This window comes from Hoeflea sp. (assembly GCF_984452065.1).
In genome coordinates this window covers 1-6,247 of record NZ_CFHWAF010000196.1, presented here as the reverse complement: position 1 = coordinate 6,247, position 6,247 = coordinate 1, and the positions used below count along the sequence as shown (strand labels likewise).

The following is a 6,247-nucleotide window of genomic DNA, read 5'->3' as shown; positions in this document are numbered from 1 at the left end:
CAGGATCTCGCCGAAGGCTATGTCGCCAAGGGCATCATCACCGCCATCGAAAAAGACGTCGCCATCGTCGATGTCGGCCTGAAGGTCGAAGGCCGTGTACCGCTGAAGGAATTCGGCGCCAAGTCGAAGGACGGCTCGATGAAGCCGGGTGACGAGGTCGAGGTCTATGTCGAGCGCATCGAGAACGCGCTTGGTGAAGCGGTCCTGTCGCGCGAGAAGGCGCGCCGCGAGGAAAGCTGGGTTCGCCTCGAGGCCAAGTTCGAGGCCAATGAGCGTGTCGAAGGTGTCATCTTCAACCAGGTCAAGGGCGGCTTCACCGTCGATCTCGACGGCGCCGTGGCCTTCCTGCCGCGCTCGCAGGTCGATATCCGGCCGATCCGCGATGTCACCCCGCTGATGCACAACCCGCAGCCCTTCGAAATCCTCAAGATGGACAAGCGCCGAGGCAACATCGTCGTCTCGCGCCGCACCGTGCTTGAGGAAAGCCGCGCCGAGCAGCGTTCCGAAATCGTTCAGAACCTCGAGGAAGGCCAGGTTGTCGAGGGCGTCGTCAAGAACATCACCGACTACGGTGCGTTCGTCGACCTCGGCGGCATCGATGGCCTTCTGCACGTCACCGACATGGCCTGGCGCCGTGTGAACCATCCGACGGAAATCCTGTCGATCGGTCAGACGGTCAAGGTGCAGATCATCCGCATCAACCAGGAAACCCACCGCATCTCGCTCGGCATGAAGCAGCTCGAGGCCGATCCGTGGGACGGCATCGGCGTGAAATATCCGGAAGGCAAGAAGATCGAGGGCACGGTCACGAACATCACCGACTACGGTGCGTTTGTCGAACTGGAGCCGGGCATCGAAGGCCTTATCCATATTTCCGAAATGTCCTGGACGAAGAAGAACGTCCATCCGGGCAAGATCCTGTCGACCAGCCAGGAAGTCGAGGTCGTCGTGCTGGAAGTCGATCCGGCCAAGCGCCGCATCTCTCTGGGCCTGAAACAGACCCTCGACAATCCGTGGGAAGTCTTCGCCCAGAGCCACAGCGTCGGCACCGAGGTCGAAGGCGAGGTCAAGAACAAGACCGAGTTCGGCCTGTTCATCGGCCTCGAAGGCGATGTGGACGGCATGGTCCACCTGTCGGACCTCGACTGGAACCGTCCGGGCGAGCAGGTCATCGAGGAGTACAACAAGGGCGATGTGGTCAAGGCCGTTGTCCTCGATGTCGATGTCGAGAAGGAGCGTATCTCGCTCGGCATCAAGCAGCTCGGCAAGGACAGTGTCGGCGAAGCCGCTGCTTCCGGCGGTCTGCGCAAGAACGCCGTTGTCACCGCCGAAGTCACCGGCGTGACGGATGGCGGCCTCGAGGTCAAACTGGTCGATCACGAGGATGTCTCCTCGTTCATCCGCCGCTCCGACCTGTCGCGTGACCGCGACGAGCAGCGCCCCGAGCGTTTCTCCGTCGGTCAGAAGATCGACGCGCGCGTCACCAACTTCTCCAAGAAGGACCGCAAGATCACGCTGTCGATCAAGGCGCTTGAAATCGCCGAGGAGAAGGAAGCCGTCGCGCAGTTCGGCTCATCCGACAGCGGTGCGTCGCTCGGCGACATTCTGGGCGCAGCCTTGAAGAAGCAGAACGGCGACGACTAGTACCTAATGAAATAGAAAATAGAAGCCGCGGCTTTTTCGCCGCGGCTTTTTTCATACGGGTTCGCCCGCGCCCGAAGGCCTGCCTTGAAGATGCCGCTCTCTACAGCACTGAACCGCTTCTGTCCCGTGTGCAGTCTGCTCGATCACACGGTATCTCACAACCTACAATGACGCCTCTTGCACTGCGCTTAAAAGCTGTTGTGCTAGCATTCTTTCGAGCATCGCTTCTATATCAGACAATCCAATGACGCCTGCCTTCCAAGAGGCATCTGCTTTTTCAAGTGCCTCATAATATGGACTTTTATCTGAAGCAATTTGATCCGGGATGGTGGGGGTACCAGGTAACATGGCACCTAGTTTAATACTAAGAACCATATAGGATACCATCCGTGACGTACGTCCGTTTCCATCGGCGAACGGGTGTATCCAGTTCATTCGCCAAAGAAGATATGCCGCGAGTTGCAGCGCGTTTTGATCTTCCCAATTTTCATTCACATAGTCACACATCTCCGCCACCAAGTCTGGCACTTCAGTGTGCCGAGGCGGCATGTGCTTGCTTTGGCCGATAGAGACGGGCGTATTTCGATATGTTCCGGCTAGCGGGTGAATTCCGTTAAGTGCTTCTTGATGCTAATCCAAGATCGTTGATTGCCTCAAACGAAATCTCTCTTTAGTCACCGGAACATATGATCTAACAACTTCAATAGCCGCCCGATATTGGCGAACACCATTTTCTGCTTCTCTTTTCGCCTTTTCGTCCGGGTCGCTTATAAGCTCCACCGGATCCGCATGACTGTGTCGATCTTCACTCATTATTGGCGAGCTTTAGCAGAGGGCTCCTTGCTTACCTTGTCGTCGGCATCGCGCACCATGTCTCGAGTGATTCGCTCATTTTCGATGTGCGTATTTCCATACACAAAGCTCAATCGCTGCTCTCTCTGCTGGTCTTCAGTCATTTGAATTTTCTGCGCTTTTTCTATTAACGCTTCCAAAGCCTCTGTCACTTTTACGCTCCTGAACTTTCCCAAAAACGATAGTGTATCCCTAACAGAATATATGTCGGCAATCGTAATCAATCTATGAAAAACTTCGATGTCGGTTCCTTTCTGTCACCGCGGATTGACAACAGTCAAACTGTTATCAGTTTACTCGAAAGCGTATCAATCAACAATGGCAATCGAGGAATATATTCCTATTTCTGTTTCGGCGCTGCCCGCGCCGAAAACCTGCCGGATCGTATCCGCCATCGCGCGGCGGATGTCGCTGTCCTTCGACGGGCTGAATTCAATGACGAGATGCGATGCCGGCGGCGCGGGAAGACCGTGCCGTTTGGCAATCGGCACAAGTCTGTCGTTGAGGCACGATTCGCCGAGAATGCCCACCGCGATCCCGGCCTCGATGGCCGCGACGATGCCCGTCGTGCTCTCGCTTGAATAGACCGTGCGGTAGCGGCGCCCGGAAGACTGCAGCAGCTTCAGCGATATGTCGCGCCACCAGCACGCCCGGTCGAATATCGCCACCGGCAGCGGGTCCCAGTTGATGACCTGGTGCGCGTGTGATGTGGCCCAGAAGAGCTTTTCCCGCCGCAGCGGAACCATTCCGGGCCCGATGGTCTCCACCTCATGGACGGCGAGATCGAGCGCGCCGCCTTTAAGCGATTTCGAAAAACCGCTGCTCAGCGCGCAATGGACCGACAGTTCGACCGACGGATGCGCGCCGGCGAAATCGCCGATGATGCGGGCAAGGACGCCGCGGCTCTGATCGTCGGGAATTCCGACGCGCAGCGATCCCTTGAGCCCGTCATTCCTGATCTGGTCGAGTGTGCCGTCGAGCAAGGCGATGGCCTGCCGCGCCGTCGGCTCAAGCCTTTCTCCGGCCGGTGAAAGGCGCACGCCCCGTCCATGGCGGACAAAGACCGGCGCGCCGACAATCTCCTCCAGTTTCCTGATCTGCATGCTCGCGGCGGATTGCGACCGGAAGATGCGCGCCGCGCCGCCAAGAAAGCTCCCCGCATCGGCGATGACGAGGAACGTCCGCAGCAGGTCCGTGTCGAGTTTTTCCGTTGCCATTCTATCTGTTTTTCCAATAGCTGAATCTTAATATATTCGTTTTTCTGATATTTTGCCATCTGTCATGATGCCCGGATGACCGACAGGAACATGACAGACATCACCCGCAGATCCGGCGTGGGGACCGGCCTGTTGATCCTGATGGCGGCCGGTGCCGTTCTTGCGGGTTTGTTGATCGCCTTGATGCCCGCACAAATCCTCCAAACCGGCCGTTACGTCCTATGGGGTCTCGTTGACGTCGCTCCGCTCGTCATCCCGGGCATTGTGCTGGCGGCCTGGGTCAGCGCCAGCGGTGGCGCGGATATCGTATCCCGACGTCTGGGCGGCAGGCTGTTTCCCGCAATCCTGCTTGCGTCGGCCTGCGGCGCGGTTACGCCCGTTTGCGGCGTTGCGGTCCTGCCGCTGATGGCGGCCCTTCTGGCCTCCGGCGTTCCTCTGGCTCCGGTCATGGCGTTCTGGCTGTCCTCGCCGGTGACCGATCCGGCGATGTTTGCCGCGACGGCGGCCATGCTTGGTCCCGGTTTCGCCGTGGGCAAGACGGTGGCTGCCTTTGCCCTTGGTCTCCTTGGCGGATTATCCACCGCTGCATTGTCAGGCCATGCATGGATCGTGCATCCCCTGCGCAGCAATGCAATCGTCGGGCGTCTGGGCAGCACATGCGCGCAAAGCGTCGGCGGCTTCGATGGGGCCATCTGGAAGTCCGCCGCCCGCCGCAGGGCGTTTGTACGGGAATTCGTGGCGACGTTGAGACTTGTCGTCATCTGTCTGGTGCCCGCCTTTGCCGCCGAGCATATTCTGAACGGGCTTTTGGAACCTGAGGTCCTCTCTGCCTATGTCGGCCGCGAAAGCTGGTGGGCGGTGCCGCTGGCGGTGTTCGTCGGCGCGCCCGCCTATGTGGATGGCTACGCGGCGCTGCCGCTGACGCGTTCGCTGATTGAACACGGCATGTCGCCGGGAGCGGCGATAGCGTTTCTGGTATCGGGCGGCGTTGTCAGCATCTGGGGCGCCCTGGCGATCTTCCCGGTCCTCAAGGTGAAACCGTTTTTGCTCTTCATTGCCGTTGCCGTATGCGGATCGCTGCTGTCGGGCTGGATTTACGGTCTTCTCGTCTGATAGAAAAGACACGCCGGGCAGCGCCGTAATCCAAGCATGCGCGCCGGCATTCCGCGGTGAAGCATTGGAGGCAGTGCGGATGTCCCTGAAGGTTCCGGTTTTCTATGGCAGGAGACGCGGACCCCGGACCGGTGCCGGTATTCTCGATGCCGAGATCCTGGCGGAAATGGCCTCGTCCATCGGCCGTACGGGCAAGGCTCTCGAAAAGGCGCTCGGCGATCTGCGTGCCCATGACGAAGACAGCGGCACCGATCGGCAAAAGCGCGGCGCGTTGCTGCAGGCGGCCGCGGACCGCGCCTGGGCGCTCTTCGTCCAATATGACATGGCCGGCCTGTCATCCCAGTCGCAACTGGTCAAACGATATGGAATACCGGGCGAAGTGCTTGTGCGTGTCGGCATTCGAAAGAAATAAACTGTCGAAGCTGTATGATATTGTGAAATTGGCGCAAGAATGCCGCCGCGAGATCAACACCGCGTCCAAGGATGCGCAGTGCTGGTTCAATATCATCGCCCGAGGCTCTATCATCACGAGGAAGCCATCGCCTGCTTTGCGGCCGATTGCGAAAGACAGCTTCGCTCCCCGCGCGGACTTTAGGTTTGTCAGGTGACATTTAGCGGATTTGTTTTGCTCCGCGCCGTTGGTTGTGGCCGGGCGTTCCTGTATGAAGTGGGTCGCCGAACGAAGCCAAACGAAAGCCCCCCATGACCCTGCTGATCCTTTTTGTCGTTCTCGCCATCGGTGTGTCGTTCCTGTGCTCCATCCTCGAGGCGGTGCTTTTGTCGATCACACCCTCCTTCGTGGAGGCGGCCGAGGAAGATCGCCCGAAGCTCGCCGGGAAACTGAGGCGTTTGCGGGCCGATATCGAACGGCCTCTGACCGCGATCCTTTCGCTCAACACGATCGCACACACGGTGGGCGCAACCGGAGCCGGCGCCCAGGCGGCGCTCGTCTTCAATGATTTGGGCGTCGGAATATTCTCCGCCCTTTTGACACTCGGCATCCTCATTCTCTCGGAAATCGTTCCCAAGACGCTCGGGGCGACATACTGGCGCGCGCTCGCCCCGTTTGCGGTGCGTGTGCTGCCTTGGCTGATTACCCTGCAATTGCCCCTGGTCTGGATGAGCCAGGCGATCACGCGGCTCCTGACCCGGGGCGAGACGGATGCGGAGATCTCCCGCGAGGAGATCACCGCGCTGACGAGTGCGGGTCAGCGCCTCGGCGTCGTTGAGGAAGACGAAACGCGTGTCGTCGCCAACCTGTTCCGCATGCCCGAAATCCAGGCGCACGAGGTGATGACGCCTCGAACGGTGATCGAGCATGTGCCGGCCGATGCGACCGTGGCGTCGGCCGTTGAAGGACGGGAGTCCTTCACCTTCTCGCGCATCCTGGTCACCGGCGAGACGATTGACGAGGTGCGGGG

Annotated in this window: 6 protein-coding genes and 1 pseudogene; 4 read left to right on the top strand and 3 right to left on the bottom strand. The window is 59.4% G+C overall.

From position 1 onward, the window contains the following. The coding region (rpsA, locus tag AC5E6N_RS22710; RefSeq protein ID WP_491749941.1) for a 30S ribosomal protein S1 at nucleotides 1–1,644 on the top strand (1,644 nt) is incomplete at its 5' end. Nucleotides 1,645–1,806: 162 nt separating this feature from the next. Here the strand turns inward: rpsA and AC5E6N_RS22705 are convergent. From AC5E6N_RS22705 to AC5E6N_RS22695, 3 genes and pseudogenes are all read right to left on the bottom strand, one after another. Further along, nucleotides 1,807–2,262: pseudogene (locus AC5E6N_RS22705) on the bottom strand (Fic family protein); the annotation flags it as partial. Nucleotides 2,263–2,456: 194 nt separating this feature from the next. Continuing rightward, nucleotides 2,457–2,648, bottom strand: coding sequence for a hypothetical protein (locus tag AC5E6N_RS22700; protein WP_491688153.1), 192 nt, complete (start codon nucleotides 2,646–2,648; stop codon nucleotides 2,457–2,459). Nucleotides 2,649–2,804: 156 nt separating this feature from the next. Then, nucleotides 2,805–3,713, bottom strand: coding sequence for a LysR family transcriptional regulator (locus AC5E6N_RS22695; RefSeq protein ID WP_491749940.1), 909 nt, complete (start codon nucleotides 3,711–3,713; stop codon nucleotides 2,805–2,807). Between the two features lie 75 nt (nucleotides 3,714–3,788). Here AC5E6N_RS22695 and AC5E6N_RS22690 point away from each other — a divergent pair, with 75 nt between their 5' ends. The 3 genes from AC5E6N_RS22690 to AC5E6N_RS22680 all read left to right on the top strand — a co-directional run. Then, complete coding sequence (locus AC5E6N_RS22690) at nucleotides 3,789–4,826, top strand: permease (RefSeq protein ID WP_491749939.1); 1,038 nt, start codon at nucleotides 3,789–3,791, stop codon at nucleotides 4,824–4,826. Between the two features lie 79 nt (nucleotides 4,827–4,905). Continuing rightward, the gene (locus AC5E6N_RS22685; protein WP_491749938.1) at nucleotides 4,906–5,238 is read left to right on the top strand and encodes a DUF6665 family protein; all 333 of its coding nucleotides are present in this window, start codon (nucleotides 4,906–4,908) and stop codon (nucleotides 5,236–5,238) included. 290 nt (nucleotides 5,239–5,528) lie between these two features. Then, the coding region (locus AC5E6N_RS22680) for a CNNM domain-containing protein (RefSeq protein WP_491749937.1) at nucleotides 5,529–6,247 on the top strand (719 nt) is incomplete at its 3' end.

What these genes read in the sequence shown, in the direction of transcription:
- AC5E6N_RS22695 (WP_491749940.1), bottom strand. Translation starts at nt 3,713, where the DNA reads ATGGCAACGGAAAAACTCGACACGGACCTGCTGCGGACGTTCCTCGTC.
- AC5E6N_RS22685 (WP_491749938.1), top strand. Translation starts at nt 4,906, where the DNA reads ATGTCCCTGAAGGTTCCGGTTTTCTATGGCAGGAGACGCGGACCCCGG.
- AC5E6N_RS22690 (WP_491749939.1), top strand. Translation starts at nt 3,789, where the DNA reads ATGACCGACAGGAACATGACAGACATCACCCGCAGATCCGGCGTGGGG.